The sequence below is a fragment of the SAR86 cluster bacterium genome (genome assembly GCA_023703615.1).
Lineage (GTDB): Bacteria > Pseudomonadota > Gammaproteobacteria > Magnimaribacterales > D2472 > MED-G85.
This window is the reverse complement of record CP097971.1, coordinates 499228-517403: the sequence shown is the minus strand read 5'-3', so window position 1 is coordinate 517403 and position 18176 is coordinate 499228. Positions and strand designations below refer to the sequence as shown.

The 18176-nt window shown below is 32.7% G+C and carries 14 protein-coding genes; 5 read left to right on the top strand and 9 right to left on the bottom strand.

Annotation, left to right across the window (positions count from 1 at the left end; all coding sequences use genetic code 11):
* Positions 1-91: 91 nt before the first annotated feature.
* Together M9C80_02755 and M9C80_02750 are read right to left on the bottom strand one after the other, a co-directional pair.
* Positions 92-433 (bottom strand): histidine triad nucleotide-binding protein, encoded by a 342-nt coding sequence (locus M9C80_02755; protein ID URQ70093.1) that lies wholly within the window; start codon positions 431-433, stop codon positions 92-94.
* A gap of 198 nt (positions 434-631) precedes the next feature.
* On the bottom strand, positions 632-1135 hold the full coding sequence (locus tag M9C80_02750; GenBank protein ID URQ70092.1) for a DedA family protein: 504 nt from the start codon (positions 1133-1135) through the stop codon (positions 632-634).
* A 74-nt stretch (positions 1136-1209) separates the two neighbouring features.
* Here M9C80_02750 and M9C80_02745 point away from each other — a divergent pair, with 74 nt between their 5' ends.
* Entirely contained in the window at positions 1210-2331 is a 1122-nt protein-coding gene (locus M9C80_02745) for an epoxide hydrolase (protein ID URQ70091.1), read from the top strand.
* Here the strand turns inward: M9C80_02745 and M9C80_02740 are convergent.
* Together M9C80_02740 and M9C80_02735 are read right to left on the bottom strand one after the other, a co-directional pair.
* Positions 2320-3405, bottom strand: coding sequence for a phytase (locus M9C80_02740; GenBank protein ID URQ70090.1), 1086 nt, complete (start codon positions 3403-3405; stop codon positions 2320-2322). The genes M9C80_02745 and M9C80_02740 overlap by 12 nt on opposite strands.
* A 56-nt stretch (positions 3406-3461) precedes the next feature.
* Positions 3462-5987, bottom strand: coding sequence for a TonB-dependent receptor (locus M9C80_02735; GenBank protein ID URQ70089.1), 2526 nt, complete (start codon positions 5985-5987; stop codon positions 3462-3464).
* A 131-nt stretch (positions 5988-6118) separates the two neighbouring features.
* On the opposite strand from M9C80_02735, the gene M9C80_02730 reads away from it, so the two are divergent.
* The gene (locus M9C80_02730; protein URQ70088.1) at positions 6119-6712 is read left to right on the top strand and encodes a hypothetical protein; all 594 of its coding nucleotides are present in this window, start codon (positions 6119-6121) and stop codon (positions 6710-6712) included.
* Between the two features lie 205 nt (positions 6713-6917).
* On the top strand, positions 6918-7346 hold the full coding sequence (locus tag M9C80_02725) for a hypothetical protein (GenBank protein ID URQ70087.1): 429 nt from the start codon (positions 6918-6920) through the stop codon (positions 7344-7346).
* Positions 7347-7402: 56 nt separating this feature from the next.
* On the opposite strand, the gene M9C80_02720 is transcribed toward M9C80_02725, so the two are convergent.
* On the bottom strand, positions 7403-8650 hold the full coding sequence (locus M9C80_02720) for an inorganic phosphate transporter (GenBank protein ID URQ70086.1): 1248 nt from the start codon (positions 8648-8650) through the stop codon (positions 7403-7405).
* 86 nt (positions 8651-8736) lie between these two features.
* Between M9C80_02720 and M9C80_02715 the strand changes: the two genes are divergently transcribed.
* Entirely contained in the window at positions 8737-8928 is a 192-nt protein-coding gene (locus M9C80_02715; protein URQ70085.1) for a hypothetical protein, read from the top strand.
* A gap of 55 nt (positions 8929-8983) precedes the next feature.
* A complete protein-coding gene (locus M9C80_02710; GenBank protein ID URQ70084.1) occupies positions 8984-9622 on the top strand; it encodes an aquaporin in 639 nt (212 codons plus the stop codon).
* Positions 9623-9843: 221 nt separating this feature from the next.
* Here the strand turns inward: M9C80_02710 and M9C80_02705 are convergent, their stop codons facing one another.
* From M9C80_02705 to M9C80_02690, 4 genes are all read right to left on the bottom strand, one after another.
* Positions 9844-12477, bottom strand: coding sequence for a TonB-dependent receptor (locus M9C80_02705; protein ID URQ70083.1), 2634 nt, complete (start codon positions 12475-12477; stop codon positions 9844-9846).
* A gap of 39 nt (positions 12478-12516) precedes the next feature.
* Positions 12517-15531, bottom strand: coding sequence for a hypothetical protein (locus M9C80_02700; protein ID URQ70082.1), 3015 nt, complete (start codon positions 15529-15531; stop codon positions 12517-12519).
* 95 nt (positions 15532-15626) lie between these two features.
* Positions 15627-17396, bottom strand: coding sequence for an ATP-binding protein (locus M9C80_02695; GenBank protein ID URQ70081.1), 1770 nt, complete (start codon positions 17394-17396; stop codon positions 15627-15629).
* Positions 17397-17400: 4 nt separating this feature from the next.
* Entirely contained in the window at positions 17401-18096 is a 696-nt protein-coding gene (locus M9C80_02690) for a response regulator transcription factor (GenBank protein URQ70080.1), read from the bottom strand.
* Between the last annotated feature and the right edge of the window lie 80 nt (positions 18097-18176).

Sequence of the window (18176 nt, the reverse complement as noted above, 5' to 3'; positions counted from 1 at the left end):
ATGATTCAACAGCATTAAAGCAAGGTTTTATATTTGTAATAATTATTGGAGTTACAGTATTTATTTTAGGCCTAGCTGCTTATTTATACTTTTAGCCTGGTGGCCAACTAAGTGGTCTTCCAGAAAGAAGATGTAAATGTAAATGGAAAACACTCTGTCCTGCCTTAGCACCATTATTAACTACTAGTCTAAAGGTATCATCAAGATCTAAGTCTTTTGCAATTTTTCCTGCTAAAAGCATTAAATGTCCAAATATTTCTTTATCTTCGTCAGTACCGTCAGATAATTTAGGAATTGGTTTTTTTGGAATTATTAATAAATGTGTTGGAGCCTGGGGTTGAATATCTTTTATTACAATAGAAACTTCATCTTCAAACAAAATATCAGCGGGAATTTCTTTATCTATAATTTTTTCAAAAAGAGTTTTAGACATTCTTTATAAAAATGCTCTAAAGAATCGAAACCCAATATAAAAAATAGCTGCAGTCATTAAAATTGCTAATATTATAATCATTAAGTCTCTTAAGGTTTGTAGTAGCTTTCCTTGACGTTTAGCCTTTATTAATTGAAATAACAAATAGAGTACTGCTATTGAACTTACTACTAATATAAATATTGTTAACATAATCTTTTATCCAAAAAGTGATCCTACACCAGTAACTAAAAAAGCTAGTGCTATTCCCCAAGCTATGCAGGCTATGAGATCAGCAATATAGAATCTTACAGCTTTTAAATCTGAAATACCAAGTAAAAAAGGCACTATCGGTCTAACTGCTGGTACAAATCTGCCAAAAATAACTGTGTATGGACCCATTTTATCTAAAAAGTTTTGCGCCTTAGCTATTATTTTCTTTCTTTTTACAAAAAACTTAGTTGCTAAAAGACTTGGTCCAACAGTTTTTCCAAAGAAGAAACCGCATAAGTCTCCTGAATGTGCACCAAGAATGGCAACTGGAACAATTGTGAACAAAGACAAGAGTTCGGTGTTGTAGGTAATTATGCAAACAGAAAAAAGTATTGCACTTGAAACAACCACCCCAGAAAGAATAAATGACTCTAAGAAAGCAAATACAAAAATTGCAATCCATGCAAGTTCAGAATTTGTACTTAAAAATGATTCTATATTTTCAATCATAAAATTTTTTAAAAAAAAGATATTTTACTTCAAAATATTTAACTAATGATATAAATTAAACTAAATAAAATACTATGGAAAACATCGAAAAATTTATCGTCAATATTCCAGAAAAGGAAATTGATCTTTTGCATAAGAAAATTGATCTAACCAGATGGCCTGATGAGATTAATAATAAATGGTCTCATGGCACAGATCTAAATTTCTTAAAAGAATTAACAAAGTATTGGCGAAATGAATTTAATTGGCGAGAGCATGAAAAGAAGATTAATGACATTGGTAGCTATAGATATACAACACACTCCGGCCTTAAGCTTCATTTCCTGCATTCTAAATCAGACAAACATAACGCGATTCCATTAGTCATGACTCATGGATGGCCAGGAAGCGTTCAGGAATTTTTAAAAATAATACCAGTTTTGCAAAAAAACTCAGAGGTACCAATTGATATTATTTGCCCTGCTCTTCCAGGATTTGGATTTTCTGACAAACCAAAAGAAGTTGGTATGGATTCCAAACAGATTGCTATTTTGCAACATGAGCTAATTATGGCTCTAGGATATAAAAAATATATTGTTCAAGGTGGTGACTGGGGAGCTACTGTAAGTAAATGGATGGCTGAACTTTATCCAGATCATTGTATTGGCATTCATCTTAATATGATTATTGCTTGGCCACCTGCTGATAAAGACCCATTAGAAAATACCTCACAAGAAGAACAAAAATTAATGGCAAATTATGAAAAATATAAAGAACAAGGAGTTGGATACTATGAGATACAAAAAACAAAGCCACAAACACTTGGTTATGGTTTAAATGACTCTCCAGTTGGACTGGCTGCTTGGATTGTAGAGAAGTTTTATGGTTGGTTTGATGGTGAAGAGAACAAATTAGTTGTTTCAAACGATGAAGTTCTAGGAATAGTATCTTTATATTGGTTTAGTGAATCAATAACTTCATCAACAAGATTGTATAAAGAAAATGGAGACTTAGGTTTTTCTTTTGAGAACATAAAGCAACCTATGGCAGGTGCAGTTTTTGAAAGAGACTTTATTGCACCTCCAAGAGCATGGGCTGAAAAAATCTATAATGTAGTTCAATGGAATTCTCACAAAGGCGGACATTTTGCAGCCTTAGAGCAACCTGAATCACTTTCTAAGGATATTATAGAATTTATAAAGAAACTAAAGATCTAATTTTTCTAGAACATCAGCAAAAGAAACGTATTTAAAATTCTGTCTCTTAACCTTATTTTTACCATCATTTGTTCCGTCTTGGACAACAAATAAACCCATAGGATATTTACTACCAAAATTAAAATTAATAACGTCAATACCATCAGTATCATTAACATTATCAATATCTTTATTACTCCCAACTTTGAAACTGCCTAAATAGTTGTATGGCTCTTGTCGATTATAAATATTAAAAGAACTATCACCTTGAGATGAAAGAATAAGATATCCATCTTTTTCAGACGACTTATAAACCGTTACTCCTTCAGGATCACCATCTATATTTCCAGATCTATTATCAATAATAACTGGATTTGAAAAATCTAATTCGTTATTTATTTTATAGGCTCTTAAAACACCCCTATCTTGTTCTTCAGATATGAAAAGAGTTCTGTTTTCATCATCGTAAACACATCCCTCAGATTGAGTTGCATTTTCGTTATCAAATGTTGTTAAAAGAGTCATTCCAAAAGGACCGTAATTCCACATCTGTACCTTTGATCCCTCATCTTCTGTTAGAAATGCTATCAATCCAAATCTCGAATCAATACCTGCACAAACTCCATAAACTACCATGTTTGCTTTAGCATTTATATAAGGCTCTTTTGAAATTTTAAAATTATTATCCTTTATGGCCTTATCAATATTAGTGTCTTTATATACCCAAATATCAAGTGTGTTTGTAGTTCTATTTGATGCAAAGATAAATGAATAACTACCTATGTCTTTATTATCATCATCAGTAACATTCATTGTTCTAACATCAATATTATTGATATCTCCAATTTCTGTGTAGCCTATTTTTTCGGCCTTTAAGTTATATGTATATATACCGCTTCTCTTATCTGTTCCAAATACTAGAGATCTATTTGGATTTAATTTATTTAGCCATATAGCAGGATCATCTGCAGCATCACCTTTTGAGATTACTTGAGGAGTCTCATCTATCGCAGGTACTATATGAATAATCTTATCTATAGGATCAGATATTGCAGATAACGAATATATAAATAATGTTGTTAATAAGTATTTCATTTCTTGAAAAAATAAGGCAAGTATTTAACTTGCCTTATTATTTAAATTCAGGTGAATTATAGGTTATATCTTATGCCAATTGAATAGGTAGTTCCATACTCATCATATTGAGATAATCTGTTTTGAGTTCCCCAATAATAGAACTCTGGTTCATCAGTTATGTTATTGATATCAAATTTAACACTTACATTGTCATTAATCTTGTATTTAAGATTAAAATCAATTTGAGTGTGATCATCGGTATACCTAATATTATTATTATCTAAATCCTCTTGGATAGTTTCGCTATCATCATCTGCAAGGTAATCTAAATATGGCGATCTTGAAACATATGATAACCTTACATCAAATTTACTTTTATCATAACCTATAGAGATATTTGAAACATCTTCTGATAATTTCCTAAATGGAAATGTTACAGTACCATTATCTACATCTAATGATGACGTTCCATCAGTAATAGTAAAGTTCATCGAAATAAACAAACCATCAAAAGGATCAGGCAGCATATTTAGCTCTTGAAATATATTTAATTCAAAACCATCAACTTCAGAGTCATCTGAATTTACAAAAGTTAATAATTCATCAAAAAACAAGCCATTTACAGTTGTATTAGCGACTGCAAGTGGATAGATTGCATTTTCAATATCTTTCTTAAAATATCCAACTGATGCAAATGAGTCATCACCGTAATATTCAATTGATAAATCAAAATTAGTTGCTTCATACGGGTCAAGATCTGGATTACCCATCTCACCTCGATAATTACCATCATCTCTTTCAGTTATATCTGCTATTAAATTTGCTTTACCAAAGCCTGGTCTGGATAATCCTCTCCATATTGCGCCTCTAATGATAGTTTGATCATCTAAGAAATATTTAACATTTAAACTTGGCGAGACAAATGTGTAACTCTTTGATGCTGTTAACACATCATTTACATCACCATCATTATATCCAAGAGTATCGAAATCGGTATCTTCAACTCTAATACCTGCTATAACAAGTGCCTTATCAAATTCCATTGTACCCATTAAATATAATGCAGTGATATCTTCATTTGTTGTAAAGTCTTCTTCAAAGTTATCATAATCAGGACCGCCAGTGTATTGACCCTTTCTTGCATATAAAAGATTTTCATCAGCATGGGGGCCGTACTGTTGTCCAGCGAATGGCCAAGATCGTGTGTAGGGTCCAAATTCAGATTGAAGTAAAGCTTGCACATCATCATCATCAACTTCTATTGCATTGCTATCACCTTTTTTCTCTCTAGATCTATATTTAAAACCATACTTTACTGTTGTTGGAACATCCATAAATGTAAATCCATCTTTTGTCATATCTATACTAAATGCTGTTTCAGTATCTTTTATTAGACTCCAATCTTCTTCCCATGCGTCAACATTTAAATCAGCATAAAGCACACCTTGAGCATATGATGAGAGAGACAGACCAACTTTTTGAGGGTCTTGATAAAAGAATGAGCCACAGGGACCTCCGCAATCATCGGTATCAATCCTATCACTTCTAAAAGTTACATCAACATTATCTGTATCATTTTCTTCAGCATAAGAGTGGCTAAATTGCACCTCTGCTAACCAACCATTAATCAATGTCTCACCGCCCAATATAGCGGTTTTAATCTCACGTGTTTCTATTCTTTTTCTAACTTCAGCATCTCTTCTAACTCTATTAATCTCGCTTGAGCCTGCATATACGTTACCAGTTCTAAGAGAGCCAAATTCTTCTTTATTCCTTAATTCATCATCATCATATTTGTTATATAAAAAATTTGCATAAATTGATGTATCGTCATCTATAATCATGTCGATATCATATGTAATACCTGTTCTTTCTCTTGTTAAATCATAAAATCTCATCTCCCAATCATCATCAAGAAAGATATTGCCGTCGTCAGTATCCCATGCTGGAAAACCGGTTTCGTTGTTGTAGGTAACAATCTGCTTACTAGCGTATGTAACACCAAGAACATGTCCAACATTTTCATTAATCATTGAACCGTAGGTAAAAGCCATTTTTGGGTTATCAGAATTTTTAGTTTGCTCATTGTAAGAGGTATCTGCTTTAAATTTTAGAAGTGTTCCGTCAATTGAAGTAGCTCTTTTGGTATTAAACTCAATTCTTCCACCAATTGAGTCAGCATCTTTATCTGCTGTTAAAGTCTTATATACATCTATTGAATCTAACAATTCAGTTGGCAGACCGTCGAGCATTACAGTTCTTCCTCCTTCAGGTGCTGGTACAAGAGCACCGTTAACTGCAATTGCATTAAGATCTCCGGATATACCTCTTATATTTACATACCTGCCTTCACCTTGATCGTTTTCAACTGAAATACCAGATAGTCTTCTAATAGCTTCTGCTGCAGTTGTATCAGGAAAGTCACCTAAAGCATCAGAATCAACAACTGAAACAATTAAATTTGATTGTCTTTGTTTTTCAATTGCAGAAATAATACTGGCCTTTGTACCAATTACTACAACCTCTTCAAGTGGTTCATTTTCTGACTCTTGAGAAAATAAAGATAGTGATAGAAACAATGGGAATATGTATTTTTTCATAAGATCTCCTAGGTGAATGTGCACATTTTAAATTTAAAGTGCAACAGAAATAACATTAATTTGTGAAAATTATGTGAACTTTTTAAGTTATTTTATATTTACATTTATAGACATTTGTCCATAATAATATAGTGGATACCCTAGCAAAGCAAAACAGAAGTAAAGAGAGAATTAGTAAAATTCTTGATGCTGCAATCAACATTATTGAAGAAGGCGAAATTGATGATTTAACTCTAGCAAAAGTTGCACAAATATCCGGTTTAAAAAGAACTTCAACTTATAAATTTATACCAACTGTAGATTTCCTTAAAAAGTTAATAATTTCAAAATGTATTGATGAATGTTTAGAAAGCTTTTCTAAGAATGCCTTAAATAACTCTAATGCCTTAAATCTTGTGAAAGTTAGTAATTATATTGTTTATAATATGTATGAATATTTTAATTCTTCCTTAATCGCACAAAAAATAATTCTAGGTAATACTGTAAACCCTCCAATAGACTCAAATTCTATTCATAAATTAGGTAATGTGATTCAAGAAACTTATGAACAATCTATAAGCCTTGAGAATGTCTTTAATAAACAAGGTGTTTGCAGAGTTGTAGCTCAAATTATTCTTTCAATATTTTCATTAAACACTAAAGAAAATGGTAAATTAAATGATATTGGTAAAATTGAAGCATCTAGAGCTGTCATTGCATATATGACTAGCTGGACTGCTAAGTAATATTCAACTATCAATATAATTATAAAAGCCCAGATCACTATTTTTAATAAGCTCTGATAACTAATTCAGGCCTGCATTAAGAATTGTGGGGCTATTCAACATTAGTTTTATTAAATTCTACCATAGATCAAATTTGACATTAATGTCACATTTATGTAACAATAAGTTCATATATGTCACATAATTGACACATATGGGAGAATTTATGAAAAAAATAATCAAATTATCATTATTTTCGATGATTATATTTAGTTTTAATTATATTCAGTCTGATGAAAATATATTTAATGATGTTAAGAATGATCTTCAATTAGAATCGTCTTATATAGATGTTATTTATAATAAAGATCAAGTTTCTGAGATATGCCCTAGAGATTCTATTGGATGCTACACATCGAAAGATGGAGGATACATTGTAATTAGCGACGACGTACCATCAAACCATCATGATGTAGTTTTATATGGACTTTATAGTGATTATCTTCAACACCATAATTCAGGATTAATTAACAAAGTATTAACTTGTGATTTAAAAGTGAACTATCTAAATAATAATAATAAACTTAAGCTTGCAAGGCTATATGCAGGACAATGCGATTCTTTATTTAGAAATAAAGTATTGGTAATGAATTAAAATTAAACAAATAATTTCTAAACCCAGAAATAATTTCTGGGTTTTTTATTTAAATATCAAACGCCAAATATTATTCTAAGAATGACCCAATATAAGATTGTTAAAAAAGCTCCAATTGGAATTGTAACTAACCAGGAAGTAATAATTCTTATTATTGCCTTAGTATTTAAATGTTGTGCTCCTCTTGCCAATCCAACTCCAATAACCCCTCCAACTAATGTGTGAGTTGTTGAAATTGGGAATCCAACATATGAAGCAACAACTACTGTAGTAGCTGTGGCAAGTTCAGCTGAAAAACCAAGACTAGGCTTTAATGTAGTAATTTTTTCGCCTACAGTTTTTATAACATTTTTTCCGAGAATGCTTAAACCAAAAACAATTCCTATTGCCCCTAAAAAAAGAATCCAAGCTTGAACTGGTGACGAAGTATCTATAATACCATTTGAATTTACAGTGGATACGATTGCAGCAAGAGGTCCAATTGCATTAGCAACATCATTTGAACCATGTGCAAAAGCCATTGCACATGCAGAGACAACCATTAAAATTGCAAACGCAGATTCAACCCCATCTTTTTTAATTTTTGTAAAATTTCGTCTTAAAGTAATTGAAGTAACAGCAGCTGCAAGAATTCCAAAAATTGAACTAAATATATATATATCTGACTCAACTAATTCAAGTCCTGTATTCTTCAGTCCTTTTCTTGCGATAACTAATGAAATAATAAAAGCAACATAAAAACTATATACAGGAATTATATTTATAGCTCTTTTACCTGGATTAGAATTATCTAAGATAGACTTTTTCGCACTTAAATAAATTAAAAAGGCCAGTAATGCTGCAATTATAGGTGATGTTACCCAACTTGAAGCTATCCCACCTACTGTTCCCCAAGATACATAACTTATTCCTTTTGAAATTGAAACAAAACCAATTATTGCACCAACAATTGAATGAGTTGTGGAAACAGGCCAACCTCTTCTTGAGGCTACAATTAACCATGTTCCTGCTGCTAATAATGCCGACAACATTCCAATAATAAATTTATTTGCATCCTCATAAATTGTTGGATCAACAATTCCTTTTCTTATTGTTGAGGTAACTTCACCACCTCCGAAATATGCACCAAGAAATTCAAATATTGCAGCAATAATAATTGCCTGTCTTAATGTAATTGCCTTGCTTCCTACTGAAGTTCCCATGGCATTTGCAACATCATTTGCACCTATACCATATGCCATAAAGAAGCCAACTATAGATGCTATAATTATTATAGTTAGAGGACTTAAGAACAAAGTTTCCATATTTATGAATGACTATTTTACGCTTCAAATGTTATCATTTGTGTTAACAATATAAAACTATTAGGCAACATCTAGTTTCAAAAAAAATGAAAATTATAAATTTAGATCAAACTGAGTATAAAAAACTTGCTCCTAAATCTTTTGATCTAGAAAAGATTGAAAAGTATAGATTTGCGACAGATCGTACAGATGTTATTGGGTTTGCTATGCGAATTTATGAAAAAATAATTAAGCAACTAGATATTAAGACTATTCAACAAACTAAATGGGGGGTTTAAGATTCTATTGCTGTAAAAACTTTTCATGAAATTTACTCAGCAAAGATATCAATTTATGAAGATAAGTAAATACATATCAGAATTTTTAGGTACTGCATTTTTATTCTGCGCCGTAGTTGGATCTGGAATAATGGCAGAAAACTTAAGTAATGATAATTCTATTATTTTACTCATAAATGCGATTGTCACTTTTTTTGCACTATATTTTTTAATTACTGCGTTTGAGTCCTTTAGTAATCAATTTAATCCTGTTGTTTCATTTGTTCTTTTTTTAAATAAAGAGATTTCTTTGAAAATATTCTGTATTTTTTCTTTGCTTCAAACATTTGGAGCAATTACTGGAGTTATGATTGCTAATATTATGTTTGACATGAATATTATTGAATTTTCTGAAAAAAATAGATTTGGATCAAATATTTTTCTATCTGAAATTATTGCTAGTTTTGGATTGGTATTTTTTATACTGATATCGAACAAAGCAAAAATAGCATTAGTCGTTGCATCTTATATAGGAGCTGCATATTGGTTCACATCCTCAACTTCTTTTGCAAATCCTGCAGGAACGATTGGAAGAATGTTTTCAAATAGCTTTGCTGGCATAAATCCAGAAAACGTACTTTATTTTTGTATTGCACAAATATTTGGAGGCATTTTGGCTTTCTTAATTTATAGATATTTCTTCAAGACTTATTAAAAAAAGTTTCGTTATAGAGTTTTCGTTATTTGAATAAGATATTTTGCTCAGCTCCCTTCCCAATCTAAAAGCTATTTCGTCTGAAATTGAAATTGATTCTTTTAAATTATTTGTTCCAAAAAAACTATCAGAGAATTCTCTTCTTCAACAATTACTTTTTATAAAATCCGTAACATACAAATGAGCTACCTAGTGTAGCTCATTTTGTAAAAAAAAATAAATTAAAAACTATATTTAAAGCCCAGTGATACTGAAGTGCCAAGATTGTATTGATCATATATTACAGTATCTGCCATAGCAGCATAATATTCTTCATCAAGAATATTTCTTAACTCAAGTGATATCTTAAGATCAGAATCATTGCTCGCATATGATATTGTTTTGGAATAAACAAAATCAACCAAAAGTGGAGGCTCCTCATATATATCTGGAAGAACATCAATACCTCTTGCTCTAACTCTATCGCTTACATAATTAACTATAAGTGTTCCTTGAGTGGCATTTTGTAAATCGTCCCACCCAAGTTGAAGGTTCGCAATTTCTTCAGATTGACCCTGAAGTCTTGTATCTCTTCCATTTGCAAACAAGCTGGCAGCATTAATTTCACTTCCTTGTGTATTTATATAAGTATCTGTATCACTGTAAATTACTTCAGAATCAGTAGCAGTAAAATTCATTTTGAAAATAAATTCCTTTGTGCTGCCCCATTTTGAATCAGGGAGTAGATCTTCATAAATTCTTTCATACTCAATTTCAAAACCAGTCACTTCAGCTGAAGGTACGTTTTGATAAGAAGTAATAATTAAGTCACCAGATTCATTTACAACTTCTTCAATTGGTTTTGAAATATCTTTAAAGAATAAGCCTGCTGTTAAGAACTGATTAAATCCCCAATAATACTCAACTCTTAAATCAATATTATCAATTTCAGAGTTTTCTAAATATAGGGAACCTGATATAACCCTATCAGTATCAACATCTATAAATAATGTTGGAGATAGCTCTCTAAATGTTGGCCTCGCAATAGTTTGGGAAAGACCAAGTCTAATTTGAAGGTTTTCATCAAAGTCAGGTAAGTAAGTTAATGTGAACGAAGGTAAAGTGTAATCTTCATCAATGACTTTCTCTATATTGTTGTCAACCATTTGGAATACATCATAAGTATTTACCATTTGCTCACCATCTTCATTTCTTATACCAGCTGCCAATCTAAAGTTTTCATTTAAATAAGCATCTAAGGTGATATACATAGAGGATATTTCTAAATCACCCTGGTAGCCTGCTGGCGATGAAGCTGCAGTATTTTCAATTACAATTAATCTAGATGGATCAAAATTATTATCTTCAAATATATAATCAATTCTGTTGTCTAATCCATCGGTTGGTATTGGTCCACCCTCAGCTAAAAATCTATAACTTCTGACCTGTGCATCACGATAATTATTTGTTTGATCAAATCCTGTCTTTACAGTCACTTCCTGCTCACCAAATTGAAGTGGGAATGTTAAATCCATACCAAAATTCTCATTGGTATCATCTACGTAACTAAACTGTGTTTGATTTCTGCCAGTATTTACATCATATTGGTAGTAACCTCTATCATCAGTATCTTCGTAGAAGACAACTCTTTCATATGGTGCATATCTTGAGGCTTCGCCATCAGCAAGTCTTATGTCAAGCTCCATATTATTTTGAAAAAGATAATTATAGTTAAGTTGGTGATTTGTAAGCTCTCTTTCAAAAAACTCAGTGAAATCTTCTCTTACATTCCCTGCATCAGAGCTATCATAGCCTTGAAGAGTTCTTGCCTCTTTTGTACCTTTATGAATATACATGCCCGTATACTTAAGTTCTGCTGTATCTGTTTCAATGCCTGCAACAGCCATAAGATATGAAGTTACATTATTTGAGGTTGATTTAAATGTCTTATCATTAGCTCGTATAACTATGGAAGTACCATCTCCTTGACCTTGAATATCACCAGTTTGTCTGATTCCCTCTTGAGTTTCCCAAGAGCTTTTTATGCCAGCTGTAAGAAGAACACCGATAGTTGCAGAATCATTATCGAGAATTTCATCAATGCCTATATCTAGCTCATCTCCATAGGTGAAGCTTATTGAGTTATCTAATGGCACATCACCTTCTTGAATAACCCAAAGTTCTGAATTAACAAACTCTCGACCTGCATTTGCAAGTTCATAAGTTTGGAAATTCGACCTATCGAGCTTTTGATTAGCATTAATTGCTCTTTGAATAAATGACGGAAAATCTCTTGTACCATCATCATATCCAAGATCATCATCACTACCACCATCGTATAAAAGACCATCCGATAAAGATGTTTCAGAATTGTATCCTGAAGAAAATGAAAAATCTAAAATTCTCTCTGAAGGAACAGCTTTAGTATTAATCTCTATGATACCGCCTCCAAATTCTCCTGGCATATCTGCCGAGTAGGTCTTTTGAACAATTGATGATTCAATAATCTGGGTTGGAAACAAATCTAAGGGAACTACTCTTTTAAGGGGTTCTGGGCTTGGAAGACCTGAACCATTTAAAGTTGCAGCAGAATATCTCTCACCAAGACCTCTAACATATACGTACTTGCCTCTAACCAAACTTAAACCTGTAAGTCGTGTTAAAGCAACCGCTATGTTGTCATCACCAGTTCTTTCTATTTCAGATGAATCTAAGATTGCTGATATTTCAGATGTATCTCTTTTTTCATCAGGAATAAAAGAACCACTTACTACAACTTCCTCAATTTCTTGACCAATCATAAAAGGTGCTATTAGTAATAAACTAATAGCAACTTTATATTTTGCTTTATTAAGTTGCTCTATTGTTACTATCATTTGTTTCTCCAATAAAAATTTAATTGTTATCACTCTTATTTATTGGACGTCTATAGTTCCAGAAATTGTCCAGTTTTTATACCAATTATCTGTAGAATTTTTGACAGCACCAATATAATCAGTAGTGTCAAAGAAAGTATCTGCATTGTAAATATCAGGAATCGCAGTAACAGTGGCAGCAGTTTCTGCTGAGCCATTTACCGGACCACTGAGTGTATTTGTATAAGAACCACCTCCAGAATTTGCACCGTATAAGTTGTTAGTGCCTTCTCTCACAATAGCTTCAATTTCAGCTACAGTAGCTCCACCTTCAGATGCATCAGTTTTAACAAAACCATTACACTGCATTGCAACAGAGTTCATGGAAAAATGCGGAGTAACTGCACCGTCGTCAGCAGTTTCAGCATAAGTGGTTTCAATACAATTTGTAGATCCGTCTTTTACAACAGCCACACCATTATAGTATTGACCAGAAACACCTTCTTTTAATTTGAAGACATCATCTTTACCACTACTTAAGAATGTGAAGTTTGAAACAATAGGGTTAGATCTAGGTTCTGTTAAGTATCCGACTGCTTTATCAGCATTAGTGTTATCAGATTCAACTATGTGATCACCAACTCCGTCAGTTTGTTGAACTAAAACGTACTGTAATCTGCCTTGATAACCCCAGTCAATATCTAGATTATCGTCTCCGGCACCTGTACAAATTAAACGTTTCACGTCAACTGTGCCACCAAAGAACTCAACACAGTCATCTTGGTTATTATGGACTTGGATGTAATCAACTAGTGTGCCGTTACCAACTCCACCAAAGGTAATTCCATTAAGCTCATTTCCTGGAAATACTTCATATCCAGCATATTGAACCCTGACATATTTTAGTGATCCACTGCTGTCATTTGGACTTTCACCACCCATAATATCACCAGCTGAACCTTCAACTTCTTTTTCACAAGGACTAACTCTTGTACCAGCTGAAGTTGCTGAACCTGCGGTTGAGAAAGAACATTTGTTTATAGGTGATTGGCCTAAAATTACCAATCCGCCCCATAAACCTCTTGTATTAATTATATCTGCTTCGCCAAGAATATCTTGACGACCAGTCATAATAATTGGAGCTGAAGAAGTTCCAACAGCGTGGATATCTGAGCCTCTCATAACAACTAAATAGTCGTTTCCTGACTCACCAAAAACTGTTACACCTGGCTCTATCGTTAATGTAGCACTAACACCACCAGATGCTGTTCCGTCTGCACCCATATCTTTTCCAACTGCAACTTTTCCATCTAATTTATAGTAGTTTCCAGCTACAAGAGTTAAGTTTGATGTAACTGCTCCAGATAAACTACATACTTTTTTACCTAACATTACTTCTGATTCAAGGGTACCTTCAGGACATTCAGGCGCTTCAAATACACCTATAGTCCAGCCAGATGCCCAGCTGTTCTCAGTATCAGAACCTGGTGAAAATGCACCTATATAATCTGTAGCAGAAAACCATGTATCGACTGCATAAGCATAGTTACCCTTATCATCAGGACCATCTACACTTGGACACAATGTTGTAGCTGTACCTTTTGTGTGAACACCTACCTCACACATTCCAGGAGTTTTTGACCCATTAAAAGCAGAAACAACAGCTGACTCTGCATCACCTAAAAACATTCCAGATACTAAAGTATTTGTACCTAGCACAAGATCAGTAGCTCTAGATGTTAAAGATGCTTCTACTTCTGCAGCTGTAGCTGTAGCGGCAACTTCGGTTCCATCTTTAAGTGGAGGTTCTGAATATTTAAATGGAGATGTGTCACCAGCAGAATCCATAAAGACACTATGATGCTGTAGTTTAGGAGTCAGAGCGCCATCTTGAATAGTTTCTTGATTTGTTGCCTCGACTAAGTTTGCCGAATTCAGATTAACTACAATACCGTTAATATATACACCAGAAACACCTTCTTTATATTTTAATGGCTCATCAATTCCTTGAGAAATAAACGTAAAGTTAGCTACCATTGGTCTTGACCTTGGTTCTGTTAAATAACCAACAGAAGAATCTGAATTAGTATTATCTGATTCAACAATATGATCACCTACATTACTTGATTGCTTGACAACAACAAATTGCATTTTACCTTGGTAACCCCAGTCAATATCTAGGTTATCATCACCAGCACCTGTACAGATTAAATGCTTAGCATTAACTGTACCGCCAAAGAACTCAACACAATCATCTTGATTGTTATGTACTTGAATATAATCAACTTCAGTTCCTGAACCTACACCACCAAAAGTTATACCATTAAGCTCATTACCTGGAAAAATCTCATATCCAGCATATTCAACTCTAACAAAATTTAACTTCCCAGAATTGTCATCAGAAGTTGCTCCACCCATTAGCGCATTTGAGCCTTCTACAACTCTTTCGCAACCAGCTGTTCCTCTAAGAACATTTGAACACTTGTTAATTGGAGCTTTTCCAAGAATTACAATACCACCCCATAAACCTCTTTCATTTTGACCAACTGTTCCTTCTATAGCAGAATTGTGGGTAAATCTAATCGGATTTGAACGTGTACCGTTAGCAATAATTTTTGATCCTCTATTAACAACTAAATAATCGTTTGATGTTCTACCCATTATTACAACGCCAGCTGGAATAGTTAATGTTCCAGATGCACCACCAGATTTAGTGCCATCACCACCCATATCTATACCAACATCAACTTTATTGAGCATTCTGTACATTACATCATTTGTTAGTGTTAGCTCTCCTGTTATAGGACCTGTAATTGCACAAACGGTATTACCTGCTACAGGTGTACCATTTGAAATAAAAGATGATTCGGGACATGAGCCTGTAAGCACAGTGCTACCTACACCTCCTGTTCCAGAAGTTCCACCTGTTGGATCACTTAATGAACCTAACTCTCCAGGTGAAGCAATAGACGTATCTCCGCCACCTCCACAAGATACGAGTATAAATGTTGATAAAATTAAAGTAGTTTTTTTGAAAGAATTAAAAAACATAATAAGTCCCTCCCAGGATTTCATGTTTATATTTAAATCTATTTGGGTTACTGTAGATTGAACTTAATGTAAATTAAACAAACAAGTTTGTTACAAAATATTTCAAGTTTGTTACAAAGTTATGAAGTTGTCAAAGGTAAGGTAAACCAAAAGTTTGACCCCTGAGGTTTTACATTTCTTATACCAACCTCACCATTTAAATTATTTACAAGATTTTTTACAATAGCAAGACCGAGACCACTTCCTTTTTCCTCAATTGCTCTGGCTTCAGCTGTTCTATAAAACCTATCAAATATAAAATCATGCTCTTGTTCAGGAATACCTCTTCCGCTATCTTTTACACTTATTTCTAAATGATCTTTAATTTTTTTTGTAGAGACATGAATTGTTGATTCAGATTCAGAATACTTAAACGCATTTTCAATTAAGTTGTTTAAGATTCTTTCAAGAGCATTTTTATCTGCTAAAACTATTTTTCCTTTAGAACAAGAGCACTTGATAGATATATTTTTTCTTTTACCAAGATTTTTAAGAGAATTTATAGCTTTATCAATATGTTCGTTTATGAGAAGTTCTTCAATATTAAATTTTAGCTCTCCATAATCAATTCTAGATAAATCAAGTAAAGAAGATACCATATCGCTAAGTCTTTCAGAGTTATGCAAAATAGCTTTTGCAAAGACTTTTGCCTGTTTTTTGTCTTCAAGAGCTCCATCGACGAGAGTTTCAGAATTTGCCATGATAACACTTACAGGCGTTCTTAATTCATGAGACACATTTGATATAAAATCTCTTCTCATAGAGCTAAATCTTCTAAGTTGAGTAATATCGTGAACAACCAAAATAAATTCTTTTGTAGTTTTAGATTGATTTATTGTTGCAAGGACCCACCTAGTACTCCTATCCTTTAGCTCGATTTCAAATTCAATATCGGCTCTTTTTTTCTTTTTTGCCCTTTTAAATAAATAATTAAGTGATTTGATATTAAGGTCAGTAATTTTTTTTCCAACTGATTCATTTTTATTTAATATCAATGACACTTGTTCATTTTCATATGTGATTTTGCCATCTATATCAGCAACTATAATACCCTCTCCTAAATCATCTAAGACTGAGCCAAACTGGTCTCTTTGTTTGGCGATTAAATTTATTTTAGATTTAAGCTCTTCTGAGATTTGTGAAACACTTTGGGCAACGTTGCCAAATTCATCAGTCCTCTCAGTAGGAAGTGCTTTTAAATCTTTCTTTTTTGCCTTTCCATCACCATCTGCAATTTTTGAAGTTGCATAAGCTAAATCTGCAATACTTCTATAGGCATAGTTTGCGGCTATACCAGATGCTATTGATGTAACAATAAAAGCAACTAAAGCAATTAAAATTATAGAAAGATTTAAACTTCCTATTACAGAATTAACATTCACATAGGGAACTGCTATTCTAATAACATTTGGACTCACGTTATTATTATCCAAAATAGCGTAATACATCTGCTGTTGTTTTACGGTATCGCTATAACGAATTGACCAGCCTCTTCCTTTTAAAAAAGCGTCTTGAACCTCAGGTCTATTAGCATGATTATCCATGTCATTAATATTTTGAGTGTCAACGTCTGAGTCACCAATTACATTTCCATCAGATAATATCAGTGTTACTCTAGAATTTGATGCACTTCCCAATCTGTCAGCTAAAGAGTCAGCTTCATTAAGATCCCCAATAGAATCAACTTCATCAACAACTTCTACAAGAAGCGAGGCCTGATTTTGTAACTCATTAATAATGTGCTTTTGGAATGTATCAGTGATATCTCTTTCGGCAATAATATATGAAACAAAAATACCTAATCCTAGGGATATAAAGATAATTAAAAATAATCGGGATCCTATTCCCATTTATCTAGTCCGGTGATCTTGAAAATTTATAGCCGACGCCTCTAATTGTTTGAACATATTTACCCATTGAGCCAAGCTTCTCTCTTAATCTTTTTATGTGAGTATCAACAGTCCTTGTTGTAACTTCAGAGCTGTAACCCCAAACGTCACTAAGCAACTGATCTCTAGATTGAACTCTTCCTCTTCTATCAACAAGTTGTCTCAACAATCTAAACTCTAAAGCTGTTAAATCTATTTGATCATTATTAACTTCAACTTCGTGAGATTCAACATCAATTTTTAATTCGCCGAATTGTCTTTCCACTTCAACCACGTCACTTTTTTTACTGCCACGTTTTAGAACTGCTTTAACTCTTAGAATTAATTCTCTTACACTAAAAGGCTTAGTTACATAATCATCAGCACCTAGTTCAAAGCCAACAACCCTATCAACCTCATCATCTTTTGCAGTTAATATGATAATTGGGATTGATTCTGTTTTAGGATTTCCTTTTATTTTTTTACATAAATCTAAACCAGATCCATCAGGCAACATTAAATCTAAAAGTAATAAAGAGAAATCATTATTATTCTGTAATTTTTTTTCGGCATCAGACAAAGAAGACGCAGAAGATACTTTAAATCCCTCACGGCTTAAATTATATTCAAGGTTTTTAAGAATGTCTGGCTCATCTTCTATAACAAGAATGTGATTGCTCATATAAAAAAATTAAAATTAAAATATATATATATTTTCACTCTTTTTTTATCTTTTTGAAAGTAAATATTTATTATAAGTAA